At 40.2% G+C, this 17,611-nt stretch carries 13 protein-coding genes, 1 rRNA gene and 5 pseudogenes; 11 read left to right on the top strand and 8 right to left on the bottom strand.

Annotated elements, in window-relative coordinates:
* The first annotated feature begins 251 nt into the window (after nt 1-251).
* Nucleotides 252-1,769, top strand: coding sequence for a hypothetical protein (locus HMPREF6485_RS10425; RefSeq protein ID WP_248622292.1), 1,518 nt, complete (start codon nt 252-254; stop codon nt 1,767-1,769).
* Nucleotides 1,770-1,822: 53 nt separating this feature from the next.
* On the opposite strand, the pseudogene HMPREF6485_RS10430 reads toward HMPREF6485_RS10425, so the two are convergent.
* Nucleotides 1,823-2,935 (bottom strand): annotated as a pseudogene (locus tag HMPREF6485_RS10430) (IS4 family transposase); the annotation flags it as partial.
* A gap of 212 nt (nt 2,936-3,147) precedes the next feature.
* Between HMPREF6485_RS10430 and HMPREF6485_RS10435 the strand changes: the two are divergent.
* The 4 genes from HMPREF6485_RS10435 to HMPREF6485_RS10450 all read left to right on the top strand — a co-directional run bounded on the left by HMPREF6485_RS10435 (nt 3,148) and on the right by HMPREF6485_RS10450 (nt 7,993).
* Complete coding sequence (locus HMPREF6485_RS10435) at nt 3,148-4,788, top strand: O-antigen ligase family protein (RefSeq protein ID WP_044126065.1); 1,641 nt, start codon at nt 3,148-3,150, stop codon at nt 4,786-4,788.
* Between the two features lie 96 nt (nt 4,789-4,884).
* On the top strand, nt 4,885-5,850 hold the full coding sequence (locus HMPREF6485_RS10440) for an IS1595-like element ISPbu1 family transposase (protein WP_004346421.1): 966 nt from the start codon (nt 4,885-4,887) through the stop codon (nt 5,848-5,850).
* A gap of 120 nt (nt 5,851-5,970) precedes the next feature.
* Nucleotides 5,971-6,705, top strand: coding sequence for a PH domain-containing protein (locus tag HMPREF6485_RS10445; RefSeq protein ID WP_004346422.1), 735 nt, complete (start codon nt 5,971-5,973; stop codon nt 6,703-6,705).
* Nucleotides 6,706-6,709: 4 nt separating this feature from the next.
* On the top strand, nt 6,710-7,993 hold the full coding sequence (locus HMPREF6485_RS10450; protein WP_004346423.1) for an alpha/beta hydrolase family protein: 1,284 nt from the start codon (nt 6,710-6,712) through the stop codon (nt 7,991-7,993).
* A 60-nt stretch (nt 7,994-8,053) separates the two neighbouring features.
* Here the strand turns inward: HMPREF6485_RS10450 and HMPREF6485_RS14375 are convergent.
* A pseudogene (locus HMPREF6485_RS14375) lies at nt 8,054-8,407 on the bottom strand (glycoside hydrolase family protein); the annotation flags it as partial.
* 16 nt (nt 8,408-8,423) lie between these two features.
* Here HMPREF6485_RS14375 and HMPREF6485_RS10460 point away from each other — a divergent pair.
* The 3 genes and pseudogenes from HMPREF6485_RS10460 to rrf all read left to right on the top strand — a co-directional run.
* A pseudogene (locus tag HMPREF6485_RS10460) lies at nt 8,424-8,774 on the top strand (glycoside hydrolase family protein); the annotation flags it as partial.
* 170 nt (nt 8,775-8,944) lie between these two features.
* Nucleotides 8,945-9,238 carry a hypothetical protein gene (locus HMPREF6485_RS10465; RefSeq protein ID WP_231294778.1) on the top strand — a complete coding sequence of 98 codons (294 nt, stop codon included), beginning with the start codon at nt 8,945-8,947 and terminating at the stop codon, nt 9,236-9,238.
* A gap of 20 nt (nt 9,239-9,258) precedes the next feature.
* Nucleotides 9,259-9,370, top strand: a 5S ribosomal RNA gene (gene rrf, locus HMPREF6485_RS10470).
* Between the two features lie 443 nt (nt 9,371-9,813).
* On the opposite strand, the gene HMPREF6485_RS14380 is transcribed toward rrf, so the two are convergent.
* From HMPREF6485_RS14380 to HMPREF6485_RS10495, 6 genes and pseudogenes are all read right to left on the bottom strand, one after another.
* Nucleotides 9,814-10,011: a hypothetical protein gene (locus HMPREF6485_RS14380; protein ID WP_082231324.1), complete on the bottom strand. Its 198-nt coding sequence runs from the start codon at nt 10,009-10,011 to the stop codon at nt 9,814-9,816.
* A 24-nt stretch (nt 10,012-10,035) separates the two neighbouring features.
* Complete coding sequence (locus HMPREF6485_RS10475) at nt 10,036-10,290, bottom strand: hypothetical protein (protein WP_004346428.1); 255 nt, start codon at nt 10,288-10,290, stop codon at nt 10,036-10,038.
* Between the two features lie 27 nt (nt 10,291-10,317).
* Nucleotides 10,318-11,592 carry a PcfJ domain-containing protein gene (locus HMPREF6485_RS10480; RefSeq protein WP_004346429.1) on the bottom strand — a complete coding sequence of 425 codons (1,275 nt, stop codon included), beginning with the start codon at nt 11,590-11,592 and terminating at the stop codon, nt 10,318-10,320.
* A 4-nt stretch (nt 11,593-11,596) separates the two neighbouring features.
* Nucleotides 11,597-11,821: pseudogene (locus tag HMPREF6485_RS10485) on the bottom strand (PcfK-like family protein); the annotation flags it as partial.
* Between the two features lie 121 nt (nt 11,822-11,942).
* Entirely contained in the window at nt 11,943-12,974 is a 1,032-nt protein-coding gene (locus HMPREF6485_RS10490; RefSeq protein ID WP_004346431.1) for a tyrosine-type recombinase/integrase, read from the bottom strand.
* On the bottom strand, nt 12,958-13,911 hold the full coding sequence (locus tag HMPREF6485_RS10495; protein WP_004346432.1) for a tyrosine-type recombinase/integrase: 954 nt from the start codon (nt 13,909-13,911) through the stop codon (nt 12,958-12,960). The genes HMPREF6485_RS10490 and HMPREF6485_RS10495 overlap by 17 nt, the downstream gene beginning before the upstream one ends.
* Before the next feature lie 4 nt (nt 13,912-13,915).
* Between HMPREF6485_RS10495 and HMPREF6485_RS10500 the strand changes: the two are divergent.
* The 3 genes and pseudogenes from HMPREF6485_RS10500 to HMPREF6485_RS10510 all read left to right on the top strand — a co-directional run.
* A pseudogene (locus HMPREF6485_RS10500) lies at nt 13,916-14,857 on the top strand (tyrosine-type recombinase/integrase); the annotation flags it as partial.
* A gap of 25 nt (nt 14,858-14,882) precedes the next feature.
* Nucleotides 14,883-16,085, top strand: a complete 1,203-nt coding sequence (locus HMPREF6485_RS10505; RefSeq protein WP_004346436.1) for a site-specific integrase — start codon at nt 14,883-14,885, stop codon at nt 16,083-16,085.
* Nucleotides 16,086-16,662: 577 nt separating this feature from the next.
* A complete protein-coding gene (locus tag HMPREF6485_RS10510) occupies nt 16,663-17,610 on the top strand; it encodes a hypothetical protein (RefSeq protein WP_004346438.1) in 948 nt (315 codons plus the stop codon).
* The last annotated feature ends 1 nt before the right edge of the window (nt 17,611 follow it).

The raw sequence follows: 17,611 nt of genomic DNA on the forward strand, positions 1-17,611 counted from the left end.
AAGATGAGTATTTCTTTTTTCTTGGTGTATTAACATAAATAGAGAACTGTCATTGGGTATGAAAGTCCATTTTAGGTGCTCGTTATGAGCATCTAAGGCTACATGTGAATTATTTTTCTTCATTTTTTCATCATTTTATTTGCATATTAACTTAGGATGCTGTTAGTAAATATAAGACTATAGGCAGTAATAAAGGTGATGCTCATCAGAAATGGGTTATTATTCCTGTAGAGGGGGGTATGTTTAAGATAATGAACAAATTGACTGGTTTGTTTTGGGAATCAACTGTTGATAAAGAGACTGGCAAGGAAATACTCATACAGAATTTTTATTCTGGTAAAATGTCTCAAAAGTGGAGAATAATAAAGAAAACCTCAAATACTTATGCAAAATCTTTTTTCAAGATAGGTAGTATGTTATCATATGGTCTAAGAGTTACTGATGTCATGAAACAATTTGAGTTCATTACAAGTAGAGGCGATATAACTCCATCATTATCATCTGTTTGTATGTATCGTACTGGAACTTGTCAAGACGAGACTTCATATACGGTTGCTCTATCAAGATATTTGGGTATGCCGACTGCAGTGGATTTCGTGCCACATTGGGGCAATCGTCCAAATCACCATTCTTGGGCTGTTATTATTATGCCTAATGGTAAATCTGTACCTTTTTATATGGGCTTTGCTCCTGGCGATACGGCTCAATATGCTCATAGTTATTTGAAACCCAAAATATTCAGAAGGTGTTTTAATGTAAATAATGAAATTGCAGAGGATTTGAGTGAAGAGAAAAGCGTCCCTGAAATGTTCAAGGCTCCTAATTTTATAGATGTAACAGACGAATATTACGACACAAAGAATGTAACTCGTTATATTCCTAAGAAATATGCAAACCATAAAATTGCATATATCTGTGTAAGCGATAGAGAAAATTGGATTCCGGTTCATTATGGAAAGATTTCAAGGAATACTGTTACGTTTAAGTCTATGGGGCCTAATATCCTTTATACTGTTGGTGTCTGGGAAAACAATCAGATTGTGCCTTTTGGACATCCCTTTGTTCTCAAAACTGATGGTTCTATTAAGGAAATTGTATGCAACAAGAAGAAAAAACAATCTATGACCTTATATCGCAAATATCCTTTCTTTGCAAAGTTTGATGAGTTTAATGGACGTATGGGATTAGGACGTTTTCAAGGAAGTAACAAGGGGGATTTCTCTGACGAGTCAACTCTCTACACTCATGAGGGAGCTACAGAAGGATGTTGGTTGGAGGCAAATCTCACGCCATCTAGTCAGACTTATAGATATCTTCGTTATATTGGTCACCAGGGGTCTTATTGTAATGTGAATGAAATCGAGTTTTACAACAGTAGGAACCAAAAACTGACAGGAAAAATCATTGGCACACAGGGAACCGATAAGCAGACTAAAGAATCGGTATTTGATGGCGATGTTCTTACGGGGTTCAATGGTGTTAGTCCTGATGGCCATTGGGTCGGCCTTCACCTTTCTAGACCTTCAGACGTTTCTAAGATTAGGTATATGCCTCGCAATGATGGAAACTGCGTGGAAGTTGGTGACATGTATCATCTTCTTATGTATGATAAAGGTAGATGGGTATATCTTGCATTGATGCGAGCAGAAACTACTAAACTCGTAATAAATAATGTACCAAGCGAGGGATTGTATATACTAAAAGATATTTCTAAAGGTAAGGAGGAACGCGTCTTTACCTATGAAAATGGCAAACAAGTTTGGTGGTGATTATTGTGATATAATATTTATGAATATTACTGATGCGATAAAATCGCGTTAAGTTATACATTATCAAATAGAGTGAGTTCTTTGACAGATTGATTGAGACTGACAGATTCGCGTGGTTTGGTGATGAGTTCTCTGAGTGAAGTCTTCTCCAAAGCTGATATCCTTATCAGCGTAGCCACCTCGGTGATGGAATATGGACTTTTGTAGTCCGCCTTGATTCTGGCTATAATCAGATAGGCAATGACTGCTATCCACAAATGGGTGCGCACGGCATTCTCGGAGTATCCCCACAGGGTCTTCACTACAATGTTCTGCTTGACCCATTTGAAGAAAACTTCAATATCCCATCTGTGTCTGTACAGGCAAGCCACTTCCAATGCACTGATTTCGAAGTTGTTCGCAATGAATACGATTTCTTCTTTGGCTTCTTCATCATAGATGCATACTGCGCGTATCGGCTCTGGATAGAGGGCAACCGTCTTTGTGGTCAGGCGAATGGTAAAATCACCTCTGATGCCACCTCCCACATCGGAAGCACTCAGTTTCCTGTGTCCTAAGACTTCATATTTCATGTTCTCCTTCGGGCGGCTTACCCAGTAGGCACCTGCCAAGTGGAAACGGAACAGTGCATCGAAGTCGACATAAGCCTTGTCTATCATATAGAAGGCGAGAGGCTCAGGTTCGAGGACGTCCAGTTCGTTACTGTCATGCCATCTGCCATTGGTGATATGGATGTTGGCAGGAATGCTGCCTCGCAAATCCAGCAGCGTATGCATCTTCACAGCACCCCGGCTGTATTTCCCCAAGGCCCATGTAGCCAGCTTTATACTGGTGGAGATGGTTGTGGAATCAAGTGCATAGAGAACATTGTCAATGGTTATCTCAGAAATGGAAGTCTTTGCATACAAAGGCCTTACAACGCTGATGAGATATGTTCCCAGCTCCTCGTATATGCGATAGTCCCGCTTTTCGTTGGCACGGGAGAGTGACGACTGGTTGACAGTATTGCGAAAACCAAGGTGATAGAGAATTGGCTTATGTGTTTCGAGGCACATGCATATATCACGCAGGGAGTCGCAGCTTGTAATCTGACCGAACAACAGGTGTAGCAACTGGTTGTAGCAGGTCAAGTCCTTTGCGTGCCAGTTTCCACGATACTTATCTACGAGTTTGTCGAACTAATAACGAGGGATGTAATCCACAACTTGGGAGAAAATATAGCTACCGACATTCATAATCTTACAGTTTAGATCGCAAAATTACTCTGTCATTTTCAAATCAAAAAATCAAAGACTGCTCTGAAACCCTTATTAATAAAGGGATGTATTGAGCTTAAATTAAAAATATTGCATCACTTATAATTTATGAAATAAATGCTATGTTTAAAAATGTATATGTAGTTCTTCTTTCATTTCTTCCGTTGTTGTCAATACTTGGGAATGAAGCAGACTATTCTAATTTTTATGTTCTAATAGTATATAATAGCATTCTTGCCGGACTTGGTATCATTGGACAATGGTTAAATAAAGATACTATATCTATATCTAGTCCTGAGGTGTGTATGGCATTTCTTTGTGTCATATCGTTATCAAGTGCATTAATCAAGGAATATCCAGTAAGCCATTTTATTTATTATGGAATAATGTCATCAACTCTGTTAGTAATGGTTTCAAAGAACTATGTTTGTGAAAGGTTACCCTTGTTGAAAAAGTCTTTGATCTGTGTTACTCTGTTAATCAATATTGTTATTTTAGTGGCAATTTTGTTTGATGGTAACATTATGATACTACATGTTGGAAACAGTGGCATATTGGCAATATTCATATCGATATCTGTATGTACTCTTTTAAAGATTACGTTCAGTGAGAATTGTAATAAAATAATGGTAAAGGTGGGATGCACCTTGTTAATTGCAGTTGATGTTATATATATATATATGCTTGAGAGTCGTACAGCATTTATTGTCATATCAATATTCTTGCTTGTTTGTAGTTCCTATAACAAACGTTATCTTAGATATGGTTTGTTGGGCGTTATAGTAATTGTTTTTGCGTTCGCTATCATCGGTAACGAATCGAAATCTCAATCTTTTGTTGGACGTTCATTTATATTACGCAATTGTTTTTCTCTGTTTGCTGATAATCCATTGGTTGGTACTGGGGGTATTGGTAGTTTTGGTGTAAAATATTCAATAAAACAGGCACAATATTTCACGACTCATACAGAGATGGATGATTATTTCTTAGTTGCAGATAATGTAATTGTTGCGTGTAATGAATTCGTTCAGTTACTATGTGAAGTAGGAATAATAGGGTTGGGGATTGTCGTATTTATGATTTATTATGCAATAAAACATATAAAAGATGGTTATTTCCGTAATGTGTTGTTATTCTCTGTTCTTATATCGGCTTTATTCTACTATATTCTACATGCAGCATTGTTTTGTGCGTTAGGTGTTATATGTATCATTGTTGCATCTGCATATTCTCCGGTTTTATTAAAGATTAGTTTCTCTAGGTTTAATAGTCTGCTATTAAGTGCCCTTTGTGTTGCTGGACTTGTTTATTCTGCAGATCATCTTAGGGTCAGTAATAGTGTTAGGAAGTGCATTGACAGAAGATTGCTTAGTGATAAACAAAAGATATATATTGTTGATAACTTTAGAGAAAATAAGATTTTCTTGGCATCATTGTCAACTTTTGATAATTCAGATGGGTTGAATGATAAATTGGACAAACTGGTTGTTCACTCCGATATTTTGTTCCATCAAGGACAAATGTTGAGAAGAAATAAAAGATATGAATTGGCAGAAAGAAAATTACAACTGGCTTCTTATATATGTCCAAATCGTTTCAGATATAAATACGAATTGTTTAAAATATATAAAGAGACGAATAATATGCGTAAGGCAAATGAAATAGCCGACCATATAAGCAGAATGCCAGTAAAGATAAATTCTCCGACCATATTCGCTATAAAAAAAGATATAGATAACTTCCTTCACTATAGTTGTGAATAAAACGAAAATAATCATCCGCATTTTGGTGTTATTTAACTCTGTGGATTTGGCTGTGTGCCCAAATGTTGGTATCTTTATTGAAAATTGTTCATAGATATGAAATTGTTAGAGTTCACGAAACGTTTTCCCGATGAGGAATCATGTGAGTTGCATTTGAAGCAAGAGCGTGAGAAAGCAGGTGTGGTTTGCAGTCATTATGGCTATACGCATCACAGATGGGACAAGTACAATAAATGCTGGGTATGCAGCAAATGTGGGCATCACACCACCTTGCGTAGCGGAACTGTCATGCACGGCTCCAAATTGCCGTTGATGTACTGGTTTACCGCTATCCACCTGATGACCTCAACAAAGAAGATTTTTTCGGCTTTTGAAATGCAACGTCAGCTTGGACACAAGCGTTACCAGGCCATTTGGGAAATGATGCACAAACTACGTTCCGTAATGGGATTGCGCGATGGCAAGTACAACCTGGACGGTGTGATTGAACTGGACGAGGGGTTCTTCACTTGTGATGACAAACGGAATGATGGTCAGAAGAAGGATCATTTAAAGTCCGGTCTGGGCAGCGAAAGGAAGGTCTCTGTGCTTGTTATGGCAGAGAGCGAGCCATGTGAACCAAAGAAGAAAGGGCAGAAATGTCGTAAGGTGGGTCACTTGAATATGAAGGTGATGAAGGATCTGAAGCCAGAGACGGTAAACAAGCTTGTCGGCGAAGGGCTTTCCAAGGGAGCAAAGATAGACTCAGACGCATATCCGTCACATGGCCAGCTTGAAAAAGTAGTTTCCGAGGTTAATGCAAAGGTTGTAAAACCGAAAGACACACCGAAGGCTCTTCCATGGGTTCACACGGCCATAGCAAATGCAAAGAGCCTGTTCAGGGATATGTTTCACGGCATCAAGGACGAATTCCTGCAAGAATATCTCAACGAGTTCTGTTACAATTTTAACCGCAGATATTTCGGGGATAGAGTGTTTGACAGACTTGTCATAGCTGCTGTGTCCTACAAACCGAATTTCGAACATCGAATGTATGGGTATGTATCACCAAAATGCGGATAATCATTAAACGTAATATAAGGTTGTTGACAGAAATTGATAAATTAATTTTTAAGAAAAGTCATTTAGTCAATCTTTAGTAAAGTTAAAAAGAAAATCTTAATAAAAACAAATTTTGAATTTATGAGTAATAATATTATTTTTCTTGTTTTTTTATTTCTTGTGGTTGCAACAAATTTTGTCATAGTGTTCTTTATAAGAAAGCATCCCGAGAAAATTTCTGGATTCAAATTGGAGGGTTCTGAAAATGAAATTGTTGAAAAATTAAACTGGGTTAATTTGTTGTGCCGAATGATTGTCATCGGCAACATCTTAACTTTAATTGGTGGAATCGTTGCTGTTTGCTTTGAGAATATCCTGATATTCTCTTTATTGGTGTCTTTTCCAGTTCCTCTTGGGATTGTGTACGCATATAGTAAAAAAAATAGATCTAATTACACAGGGAGCAGTAATAAAAATGGTTTAATAGTTACAATTGTTTCTATTTGTGTTTTATTTGAATTATTTGGATTATTGGCAGTTTCCTGTCATGGTAATGGTAATTTAGATATTGTTACGAACCAAGATGAATTAGTTATTAACGGATTATATGGCACCAACATATCATATAGAGACATTAAAGAGATTGGACTAAAGAGTAATTTGCCAGAAATAAAGTTTCGCTCTAATGGTTTTGCTGTAGGATATACCAGATTGGGTAATTTCATTACTCAAGATGATTCACATATAATGTTGTTTACTCATTCTGATTCTTGTTTTATACGAATTGTTACGAAAAAAGACGAAGTATATTATTTGAGTTGTCAGAAATCTGATGAAACTGTTAAGGTTTTCAAGGAAATAAAAAAACATTTGTAAAATTATGAAACGTTTTTTACTGTTTGTAATTTGTTATTTGTCTACTTGGACGGCAAACGCTCAAGAGGGGACATGGTATGGAAAACTTGATATTCAAGGTACAATATTACCAGTCGTATTTCACTTTTCTGACGATGGATGTACCTTGGATTCTCCGGCTCAAGGGGCAAAAGGCATAAGGGCGGAGAGAATCTCGGAAGGTAATCACGTCAAGGTCGCTGTACCTTCTATTGGTGTTACATATGAAGGAGATGTAGACGGTAATAAGATAACAGGACAGTTTAAGCAGGGGGGCTATTCCTTCCCTCTCACCCTTACTGTTGATGTGCCAAGTGTAAAACGACCGCAAACGCCTGTAGGTCCATTTGACTATTCAACGGAGGAAGTATCATTCAATCGTGATAATTATACTCTCGTTGGAACTCTCACGTTACCAAAAGATTATTCTTCAAAAACTCCAGTTGTTCTTTTGCTGACTGGAAGTGGAGTGCAAAATCGTGATGAAGAGATATTTGAACATAAACCATTCGCTGTAATTGCTGATGCTTTGGCACGTAAAGGGATAGCATCCCTGCGTTATGATGACAGGGGATATAATGTCTCTAATGTCTCTTTGGAGAATATTACTATTGGTGACTATAAGAAAGATGCTCTTGCAGGAATTGAGTTCCTTCGTGACAAATTTTCAAAAGTAGGGTTAATTGGTCATAGTGAAGGGGGAACAATAGGTTTGATGCTTGCGTCTGAAGGTAAAATTGATTTTGTTGTTTCAATGGCGGGTATGGTTGTTTCTGGGAAAGAAACGTTGTTATATCAGAATCGTTTATTACTGGAAACACTTAATTTGCCTGAAGACAAACTCGATAGATATGTTAGTACTATTGGGAACGTGTTGGATCGCGTATCTGAAGGTAAACCGGAAACAATAGATTTGTCTGCTGTTCCACAAGAATTTGTTTCTGATATTGTTAAACTGAAGGAGAATTGCTCAGCACCATACATCCGTGACTTTATTACAATAGATGTGCGTAAATCGCTCTCTAAAATTCGTTGTCCGGTATTAGCACTAAATGGTAAACTTGACACCCAGGTCGAATGTAAGACAAATCTTGATGCTTTAGCAAAACATATGAATAATACTAAGTGTGATATTGCAGCATTTGATAATCTTAATCATTTATTTCAACATTGTAAAACTGGGTCTGTGATGGAATACCAACAAATAGAAGAGACGATATCTCCGGAGGTTTTGCAAAAAATAGCAACTTGGATAAATTCGTTATATTAGTCGTTTGTTCACTACATCCTTTGCTTATTTCATGATTATAGTGATAGATGCACTTTGAGATCATGGAACATATAGTAAAATAAATTCCATATACCGTCTTCTTTCGATAGACGGTATTTTTTTGCCCTTCCAGTGACAGAACTGGATGTAATCACCTTTGAAATCACGGTTTCCAGATTCAATCTTCTTCAGTAGTGTGCTTTTGGGGTACTTGGTTCTGCTACCGAGGATTCTATAAGGCCCGACATTGTATGCCAGTGCGGCGAGTAGGAGGGAGTCTTTTCCATATTGTTGAAACATCGTGCATAGTTCCTTCAGGTCTTTGCGTAAGAGTGCATCGGCTTCCCTCAGAGACATATTAGAAGAGTAATGCTCTCCTGGTCTTAGCTTGTGTCCATAACCGACATATGGATTATCAAAAGGTTTTGATAATCCGTATGTTGGTTATGGGCATCAGCTGCAACCAGGAGAGCATTTTACGGCAGATATGACGGAACGGCAGGCAGACTCCCTGCTCCGTGCCGACCTTTGGAAATGCTTTGAACACTTCAAGGGATATGGCAAGGATGCCCTGCTGCTGACCTTGCTTGCCTATAATGTGGGTGTCGGGCGATTGCTTGGTTATGGTAAGCACCCCAAGAGTAGGCTGTTGCGAAAGATAGAGGCAGGAGACAGAAACTTCTACCGGGAGTATGTTTCGTTCTGTCGATATAAGGGAAAGGTTTTGAGAGGGTTGGTCAGGCGCAGACAGGTGGAGTTAGCCCTGTTCTTTCTTCCTTAGCAAATATGAAATATGATGGATTTGTTGATTATCAAGAAGTTTTGTTAAATAATAAATTGTTATCTTCGCTATAATTGTGTATCTTTGCAAAGTTTTTCATTATTAAATTTATTATGCTTATAGGGGACAACATAACGATACGAACGGTACATGGACTTGAGGATATTGATATGCAAAAAATAAGAGCATTCCTGCAAGGAGCTGTGTATTCTTGGTGTATCACTCGCAAAAACGAATGGTTTTGTGCCAGAGATTTTATAGGAGGGGATAATTATTATTGGGAGCACTATCCATTAGGTGTCTTGTATTTCCGCCATATAAATGCGGGGTATGGTCATGAATATGCCTTTGATCAAGCTGCCAAGGACGCAGGTAAAATATTGAAAGGTGTTCTACAAGATGACAATCGAGTGTTTGAAACCGAAGGTGGATATACGCGTCGTTATCGTTGGAAGAATCAATAAATATTTCTCTTAGATATAACAAAGGTGGTTATGGCATAAGTATGAACACCTCTTCCCATTCCGAACAGAGAAGTTAAGCCTTATTGCGCCGATGGTACTGCATATTCTGTGGGAGAGTAGGTACTGCCACGTCCATTAAACAGGCTCGGGACGTAAAGCCAATAACGGTAGGGTCTTTTATTTAACAAATTATTTACATATGAATACAAATAATGTTTTCAGAAAGTAGGTGATTGACTTAAGTAAAAAACTTAGTCAATCCCTCAAAAGGTTTATAACCAACAAGAAAGTTATGATTATATTTACAAATATAATTCCGCTGATTATTGGTTTGATAAATCTGAAAGCCAGTATAATAGTTACTGCTATTATAATGTGTTATTAGCTGTATAACAGCAAGAATGGAACGGATTAAGTTTCCGGGGGTGGAGCAACGTGTTTGCTCCGCTTTTTTATTGAGATATTAGTTACATGGCTTTCCTGCGACTTTCTTTTGCTTCTTTTCTTTGGTTGCCTACTCGTTCAAAGAGAAAGAAAAGAAGCCACGCAAATTTCGGCTTGCGTGGCTTTTACTATTATTCAGAAAGATATTTTTGCACTTTCGTTATTCTACTTATTCGTTTGTTAGAATGTCTGTCAAAAGCCCAATTTATTTCATCATCGGGCAAAGTGCAGTGAATGCTTCCATCCATGACTAGCCCACAATTTTGCAGGACTTTCTGCCGTGCTTCCTCCTTGCTATCCGCAACTACATCAAACACTCCTTCGAAGATGTATTGCGTCCGTACTCTGTAAACTTAAAATTCAACTTTTAACAATCTGTATTCCTTTGGCTCTCCATTGGATAATCTGCGATGTTTGAGCCAAAAGTGATGCGCACCATAACCATAGGCAAAGAACTTATCAAGCTCTGTTTCTTCAGCTATTTTGTTGATAGCTGACCTTAACTCCTCTTTGCTGTCGGATAGGGTTATTGCGTTGATAACCCTAATGAGAATATGCGGTATCTCATCCGTCCAATTGTAGATAATGTTTTCAATCTCTGTTTTCATATCTCTGATAATTTAATGGTTCATACTTTATGCTGTCGCTTTCATTCTTCGGCTTATAAGTCCTCGATTGGCATTAACAAGGTTTACTATCTGCTCGTGATATGCTGTGTTCTTGTTGCACACCCCACGACTTTGCACCACCTCCAAAGTTCGTAATGATACTTCAATGGTCTCTATTCGCTTGCCTTCAATGGTAGCCGAAAGGATAAGGGAGTCCTCCTTGAGGTAGTATGCATTAGAGAATACGCAATGGTGCATTGATACACCTTCTTCCAAATGTTCCTGCACGCTCTCCAATACGTGGACTTGGATTGTGCCGTCCGTGAAACAGATACCGAAAAACTTGGATTTAAGTTCCTTGAAACGCTTTTCATCTTCCATTGCTTTCTTTTGCTTCTGTTCTATCTCCTCCCTTTCACGCAGTCTGAGAAGTTCCTCGTGCCTGCGGTCGTGTTCGCCTTTAAGGTCTGCGGGGCATAAATATTTTGGACTATGAATATCCTTACCTAATCTTCTAAGTGTATCTACATAATCACTCCAAAGGGAAATATCCACAATCTCATAGCCCTTACGAACTGCAATCTTGTAGGACTGCCATAGTTCCTCAAAAGTCCTCCTGTTGCCAAGAAAGTAACGTAAATGGTCTGTGCGACCTGCCTTTAGCAATGTTTCTACACGGCTGTCTGTAAGCAATGCAGGAATAAGCTGAGTAGGCACGATGCCATAGAAATTGTCCTTAAAACCATTTCTGCGGAGTATGTCTGTAACCTTGAACTTCGGATATATCGGTGAGTAGGCAATATGCTGATAGGCTTCATTATCGTTGCGTATCGCCATAGGACTATAATAGGAAAAGGTATCAACATAGTGTCCCAATACCCTCTGTATGGCAACCACAGCTTTTCGTCCTTGCATATTCCACCAATATTGCCCAATCTCAATTATAGAAGTCTGTGCTTTGTAACCTTTCTCCATACCCACAATAAGTAGGAACATACGTAATACTTGAAACTCTCCACAAGTGGTAAGTATAGTGAAATACTGCTTCTGCTGCAACTTGCGCTCATAGGTTTCCTTGACCTGCAACTTTGCCCTGCAATGAGGGCAAGTGCAAGTTTCTCTATGTTTGTCCATTATCCAACTATGCCCACAATCCATACAAGTGGTGCGACCTTTTGGCAAGCGGTAGGCGAAGTGGTCAATACACTCACGGAATGCCCACTTACTTTGTGTCTTGGTTATCGGGCGAAGATGCTTGCTTTGTTCCAAAACTGCCTTCTCAAATTTGTTTCTCGGTTTCATAGGCTTAAAAATCAAATAGTGATGGTTGTACTTGGGTTGCTGCGTTCTCAGTCTTTTTTACTCGTGCGTTACGGCTCTGTAACTTGGCAAGTTCCTCACGCTGATATTGCTTAATGGCTTCCTGTCTTGCTTCGGCTTTTTCTTCCTCCGTTAGTTCCACAACGTGATTAACGGCAACTTGGCAGGAAACAGCCTTGCCGACCTCTATATCGTCCTCATCGTAGTAGTGATTATCGCGAGTCGTGATAAGCATTATTATCCCCACTCCAAGATTATCCCAAGCCAATAACGACAAGCGTTGAGTATTAAGCATATACCGTCATTACTTGCTGCAATGGCTTGGGATAATATTACTTCCGTGTAAACTGCTTTAGCCAGTTTTTTATGTGAGGCTTAGTTTCCCACTCTCCCCTCTCGGGGCGTTCAGGGGTGATGTTTGCATAAGCCTTCTCAAGCGCATCCCTCTTTTGCTTAGAGTCTGCATGAGCATATATTTCAGTAGTTTTGATGGACGCATGACCTAATATGTCCCGTATGTAGACAAGATTTACACCGGCCTGCAACAGGTGCATGGCTTTCGAGTGCCTGAAAGAGTGTGGGGATATTTTATCTGGGAGAAGTCCGGGGTGCTTAACCCTTACATCGTTTGCATACAATGTAATGATATGCGCTATTCCGGAGTTTGAGAGTTTCGCTCCACGGTTATTGTAGAAGAGATGCCTTTTCTCTCTTCCCGGTAAATCGAGTTTATGTTCGGCCAGATACAGTCTCATTATGGATACCAGCCGCTTTTGTAATGGCACAACCCTCTTCTTACGGCCTTTTCCGAACAAAGTTACATATGCGGGCAGTTCCAGCGACAAGTCGTTTGGAGTAAGGTTGATGAGTTCCTGCACCCTAGCACCACTTTCGTAAAGTAATGATAATATGGCAAGATGCCGTCTTCCCTGCATTGTGTCAGTCGGTATCTCTGCAAGGAGAGTTTTCATCGCTTCGATGCTCAATGAGGATATGGTGCCTGAGACTTTATGCTTGGCTTTTATTGTCATTATTTGTTGCCAGCAACCGATTCTTTTAATATCCTCGTATTGTAGATATTTGCAAAACGCATGTATCGCAGCAAGGCGTGCATTGCGTGTATTGTCGGTGCATTTCCTTTCAGTCTGTAGCCAGTCTAAGAACCCTGTCGTGCAATCACGTGTAAGGTGTTTCAGCTCGATTCGTTCTGCTGGTATTTTCTTCACCTCCAACATATAGTCCAGCATCAGGTCAAACGTGTAGGCATAGCTCCTAAGTGTGTGGTGGCTAACGCCCCGCTCTTTCATCAGATAGTCTGACAAGAAAATTGTGAGGTGCCGGGCAAAGTCAGTTTCCTTTTCCATAATACATATTGTTTTTGTCAACATCCGGGAAGATGCCTCCAGTTGTAGAAGATATTATATCAATCACTTCGGGATAGAACTCACGCGTAAGCCTCAGATACCACTCCGTTTCCCTGACACTCGCATGGCCGAGGAGAACTGACAGGACTGGTAATCCGGCATACAGATCCACGCCTTCGGTTGCCATCTTTTGTAAGGTATGGACTGCGAACGTATGACGGAGGTCGTGAACCCGGGGGCCTTGGTTTTTGCCTTTGTGGGCTATCCCGCATTGCCGAAGTATCTTTTTGAAGAAAGTGTATGGTGTGGTTGCCGTGAACGGCTTGCCTATTCCTGACACAAACAGGTGGCGTTCCGGCTTGCAGATTCCTTCCACCGGCATCATGTCACGATATTTCAAGTACTGTGACAACACCACTTTCAATTCCGGATTCATGGGGATTATCCTCTCCTTGCCGTTCTTAGTCTTTGTCAAGAAAATTGAATCTGACTGAAAGTTGACGTCTCCATTCTTAATGTTGAGAGCCTCCGAGATTCGCATTCCAGTCGAATACAATAGCCGGAATAGGCATGGCATGCAGATAAGGCAACTTTTGGGACGGAAGCCTTTCTGTTCCGATTTGTCAATGGCTTCCATGATTCGGGACATTTCTTCATGTGTGAACACATAGGGAGTGTACATACTTGATGGACGCTTTGGAATCCTTGGCACAAAGCACTCTATGCCGAGTCGGCACATGTATTTGAGGAACTGGATGAGTTGGGTATGTTTGGTATAGGATGTCCTGTCGCAGATATTCCTTAGAGAGTTTTCCCACGCCGACACCATTTCTCTTGTAACATACAGCTCATTGAACCCGTTCTCCAGCATGGCTTCGTCCCATTGCTGCAATGTGTGGCGGTAAACATCCGAATTGACGACAAGATTGCCTTTCATTTTCAAGAACCTGTTTCAGGGAAGCCTCGAAACACAGATGCCCCTGTTGGGAATGACGGACATCGTCTGTGAGGAACTGAGGAAGCGTATCGGGATAGACCGGGCAAAAGGAACCTACCCTGCCTATATCTATACCCGGAGAACCTTGGCAGAGTTCATCGAAAAGGAGTTTCGCACCAAAGACGTTGCTTTCGGTCAGATGACGGAGCAGTTTATCCACGATTACCAGAGTTTCATCTTGGACGAGAAAGGACTTGCCATAGATACCTGCCGGCACTATCTGGCTATCGTCAAGAAAGTATGCCGAAAAGCCTATAAGGAGGGACATGCCGACAGATGCTTCTTCGCCCACTTCAGTCTTCCCCAACCAAAGGAAAAAACGCCGAAAACCCTAAGCCGAGAATCCTTCGAGAAAATCCGTGACTTGGTAATCCCCGAACATCGCGCCTCCCATATCTTGGCAAGAGATCTCTTTCTCTTTGCCTGCTATACGGGAACAGCCTACGCCGATGCCGTTTCCGTTACACGTGACAATCTGTTCACGGATGACAATGGCGGGCTGTGGCTTAAATACCGCCGCAAGAAAAACGAGCTTCGTGCCTGTGTCAAGCTGCTGCCCGAAGCCCTTGCCTTGATAGAGAAATACAGGGATGACGACCGTCAGACTCTCTTCCCGATGTTGCACTATCCCAATATGCGCCGCCTCATGAAATGTCTGGCTGTCCTTGCCGACATCAAGGAAGACCTGACCTACCATGCTGGCAGGCACTCGTTTGCATCGCTGATTACCTTGGAAGCCGGCGTTCCTATCGAGACCATCTGCAAGATGCTGGGGCATTCCAACCTGCAAACTACTCAGGTGTATGCGAAGGTTACGCCCAAGAAGCTTTTCGAGGATATGGACAAATACATCGAAGCGACAAAGGATTTGAAACTTGTATTATAACACCCCATAGATAATAAACGAATTTATGCGTAGCACATTTTCTTTACTACTCTATATCAATCGCAACAAGGTACGTGTGGATGGTACAACTTCCGTACTCTGCCGAATCTCCATTGACGGGAAAAGCACGACGATAACCACCGGCATCTCCTGCAATCCCAAACAGTGGAATGCCAAAAAGGCGGAGACCATAGAGGTGCGGACGAACAATCGCCTGAAAGAGTTTCGCAAGCATGCGGAGCAGCTCTATGATGAAATGCTCAAAGAGCAGGGGGTGGTCAGTGCCGAACTATTGAAAAACAAAATTGCAGGTCATGCGGTCATTCCTACCCATCTGCTCAAAATGGGAGAAAGGGAACGGGAACGCCTTGCCGTCCGCTCCAAGGAAATCGACTCCACTTCGACCTACAGGAGTTCTCGGTATTACCAGAGTTATATCCGTGAGTTCTTGGACTCGAAAGGCAAGACAGACATTGCCTTTTCAGACATCACCGAGGAGTTCGGACGGGAATACAAGGTCTACCTGAAGCGGTACAAGAACTTCGGGGCATCGCAGACCAACCATTGCCTCTGCTGGCTGAACCGATTGGTTTACCTTGCCGTAGACCATGAGATTATCCGTGCCAATCCTTTGGAGGAGTTGGAGTATGAGAAGAAACCGTCCTCCAAGCGAATGCATATCAGCAGGACTGAACTGAAACAACTGTTGGAACTGAAACTTCCCGCCAATGACCCATTGAAGGAATTGGCTCGCCGGGCTTTTATCTTCTCCTGTTTTACAGGACTTGCCTATGTCGATACCCAGCTGCTGTATCCGCACCATATCGGGCGAACGGCAGAAGGGAGACGGTACATCCGAATCAATAGAAAGAAAACAAAGATAGAGTCATTCATTCCTTTGCATCCGATAGCGGAGCAAATACTTGATTTGTACAATACGACCGATGACACACAGCCGGTCTTTCCGTTGCCGAGCAGAGACTCTATGTGGTTCGAAATACACGAGCTCGGTGTTATCATCGGGCGGAAGGAGAACCTCTCCTACCACCAAGCCCGACATAGCTTCGGCTCATTTCTGATTTCCGAGGGGATTTGCACGGAGAGCATTGCCAAGATGATGGGGCACGCCTCTATCACCAGTACGCAAACCTATGCGAAGATTTCCGAGAAGAAGATTGCGGAGGATATGGATAGGTTAATCGAAAGAAGAAAGAACAATGAATATTGAATTACCATGAAAAGAGAAATCATAACCATCAGCGAGAATGGGAATATACACATTCCTACGACTACCATTTGGATGTCTGTTTGTGAGATTGCCGACCTGTTCGGTGTTTTACAGAACTAACTCTGTAATCTTCTCATCATGTTCAGAAAAGATGTTTTCTATGAGAATAGAAAAAGACACTATGCTTTTCCATAAGGATTGTTTGGTGAAACTATGCGATATAGATGTTTCTGTTTAATTGTTTTTACGCTTATAAACGCGGAAGTCAAGGATTCTCTGCTGATGGTAGTCAGTAGAGAAGACCAACTCTAAGAGAAAGCAAGTCTTCAATCATCCACAGTTATATGCTTCCTTTCGGAAGTACTTAAAAAATATTTTCGTGTTTTCTTTGGTAGAAACACGAAAAATGTATACCTTTGTGACGACTTGGAATACAACTCTTCAAAAGAGTTTAGAACAATGATATGGTATTACAAGTCATTCACCTCTATATGAGATTAACCTGAAAGAAAATAGGCAGGCATTAATGATAGAGGTGATAATTGAAGGAAGAGTGTAGTTTTTTAATATAGTAGCTATGGCAAAAAAAAGAAGAAATGTTGATGTCCTATCAGTTAATCTCCGATTTATCGATGACAGTCATATTGTCTCTTTTGTAGATATTCTTAATTATATAAATGGCAGAGAATATCGGTGTAATGAGAAAATATTCAATCTTAACATGTTACGTACAGATAAGGCGGATTGTGATTTAGGTATTATAGTAACGACGCAAGATTCTGACATTCCTCCAAAACGAAATAAGAATACGGGTAATTATAGTCCGGTTCAAATTAATACTACTGAAGAAGGATTTGCATATGCCAATATTTTCCTGTACGATCATCGGAGAAATATTTTATTGTATGAAATAAATCGTAATGGTTGTTATCCCAATCAATTTCGAGAATTTATTTATTCACATTGGAATGCAGATGAAGATAATGTAAAATTTGATTTGACATTTCCTTCTGTGGTAAGAGCAAATGAATATGCTCGAATGCTTCGAATGGATAGATATAAAAAAATAAGCATCCAATTATATAATCCAATTGAGTTGCAAAATTGCATTGCAGAGGAGAATCTATCGATTTATGAGAATATTTTAAAGCATAACATAGAGATGGGGACTCAAAGTAATGCAAATACTATAACGATAGAGCAAGTAGCATTACGGAAAAGAATCAATCCTATGGGATTAAGCCGTTCTATGGTAAAGGGATTAGTTGATGCTGTCAAACTTAATATCGTAGATTGTGGACATCGTCAGAATGTACAGACATTACGAGTAGAGGGTTATACTTCGGACAGCGAAGATCCTAATAGATGTAAACCTATTGATATTATTGCAGACTCTTTTGATGAATATTTTAAAATTACTGATATTCAAGTCCATAGAGATGTTCAACAAATTGAAAGAAAAGAGGGAATAGAAAATTTATATGATAAACTACTACCTGAAATAAGACAATTAATAGGATATTAAT

Origin of the sequence: Segatella buccae ATCC 33574 (assembly GCF_000184945.1) — a bacterium.
In the GTDB taxonomy this organism is placed as follows: Bacteria; Bacteroidota; Bacteroidia; order Bacteroidales; family Bacteroidaceae; genus Prevotella; species Prevotella buccae.

Coding starts and splice junctions, on each gene's coding strand:
- HMPREF6485_RS10425 (WP_248622292.1), top strand. CDS start 252: ATGAACAAATTGACTGGTTTGTTTTGGGAATCAACTGTTGATAAAGAG.
- HMPREF6485_RS10435 (WP_044126065.1), top strand. CDS start 3,148: ATGTTTAAAAATGTATATGTAGTTCTTCTTTCATTTCTTCCGTTGTTG.
- HMPREF6485_RS10440 (WP_004346421.1), top strand. CDS start 4,885: ATGAAATTGTTAGAGTTCACGAAACGTTTTCCCGATGAGGAATCATGT.
- HMPREF6485_RS10445 (WP_004346422.1), top strand. CDS start 5,971: ATGAGTAATAATATTATTTTTCTTGTTTTTTTATTTCTTGTGGTTGCA.
- HMPREF6485_RS10450 (WP_004346423.1), top strand. CDS start 6,710: ATGAAACGTTTTTTACTGTTTGTAATTTGTTATTTGTCTACTTGGACG.
- HMPREF6485_RS10465 (WP_231294778.1), top strand. CDS start 8,945: ATGCAAAAAATAAGAGCATTCCTGCAAGGAGCTGTGTATTCTTGGTGT.
- HMPREF6485_RS10475 (WP_004346428.1), bottom strand. CDS start 10,290: ATGAAAACAGAGATTGAAAACATTATCTACAATTGGACGGATGAGATA.
- HMPREF6485_RS10480 (WP_004346429.1), bottom strand. CDS start 11,592: ATGAAACCGAGAAACAAATTTGAGAAGGCAGTTTTGGAACAAAGCAAG.
- HMPREF6485_RS10490 (WP_004346431.1), bottom strand. CDS start 12,974: ATGGAAAAGGAAACTGACTTTGCCCGGCACCTCACAATTTTCTTGTCA.
- HMPREF6485_RS10495 (WP_004346432.1), bottom strand. CDS start 13,911: ATGAAAGGCAATCTTGTCGTCAATTCGGATGTTTACCGCCACACATTG.
- HMPREF6485_RS10505 (WP_004346436.1), top strand. CDS start 14,883: ATGCGTAGCACATTTTCTTTACTACTCTATATCAATCGCAACAAGGTA.
- HMPREF6485_RS10510 (WP_004346438.1), top strand. CDS start 16,663: ATGGCAAAAAAAAGAAGAAATGTTGATGTCCTATCAGTTAATCTCCGA.